The 391-nt window shown below is 66.5% G+C and carries 1 pseudogene; it reads left to right on the top strand.

The features are described 5' to 3' along the window. Positions 1 to 370: pseudogene (locus tag AC5RWU_RS24685) on the top strand (transposase); the annotation flags it as partial. Positions 371 to 391 lie beyond the last annotated feature (21 nt).

Genomic DNA, 391 nt, shown 5'->3' with positions numbered 1-391 from the left:
GTCTGGTGGGCCCTGGTGGGCTGCTGAGCCAGCTCACGAAGAACGTGCTCGAGACGGCGCTGGAGGCGGAACTGACCGAGCACCTCGGGCACGAGCATGGCCAGACTCCGATCGCGGCGAACTTGCGCAATGGCACCAGGGGTGAAGACGGTGCTGACCGAGATCGGTCCGGTCGAGATCGAGGTGCCCCGGGACCGGGAGGGGTCCTTCGAGCCGGTGATTGTGCCCAAGCGGAAACGGCGGCTGGACGGGATCGATCAGGTCGTGCTCTCCCTGAGTGCCCGGGGTTTGACCACCGGGGAGATCGCCGCGCACTTCGAGGAGGTCTACGGGGCCAAGGTCTGGCAGGGACACCATCAGCCGGATCACGAAAGAAGGTCGCCGGTGAGCT

This window comes from Arthrobacter sp. B0427-1-12, from assembly GCF_059092905.1.
Note: the sequence above shows the minus strand (reverse complement) of the source record. Positions and strands in the feature narration are given on the sequence as shown.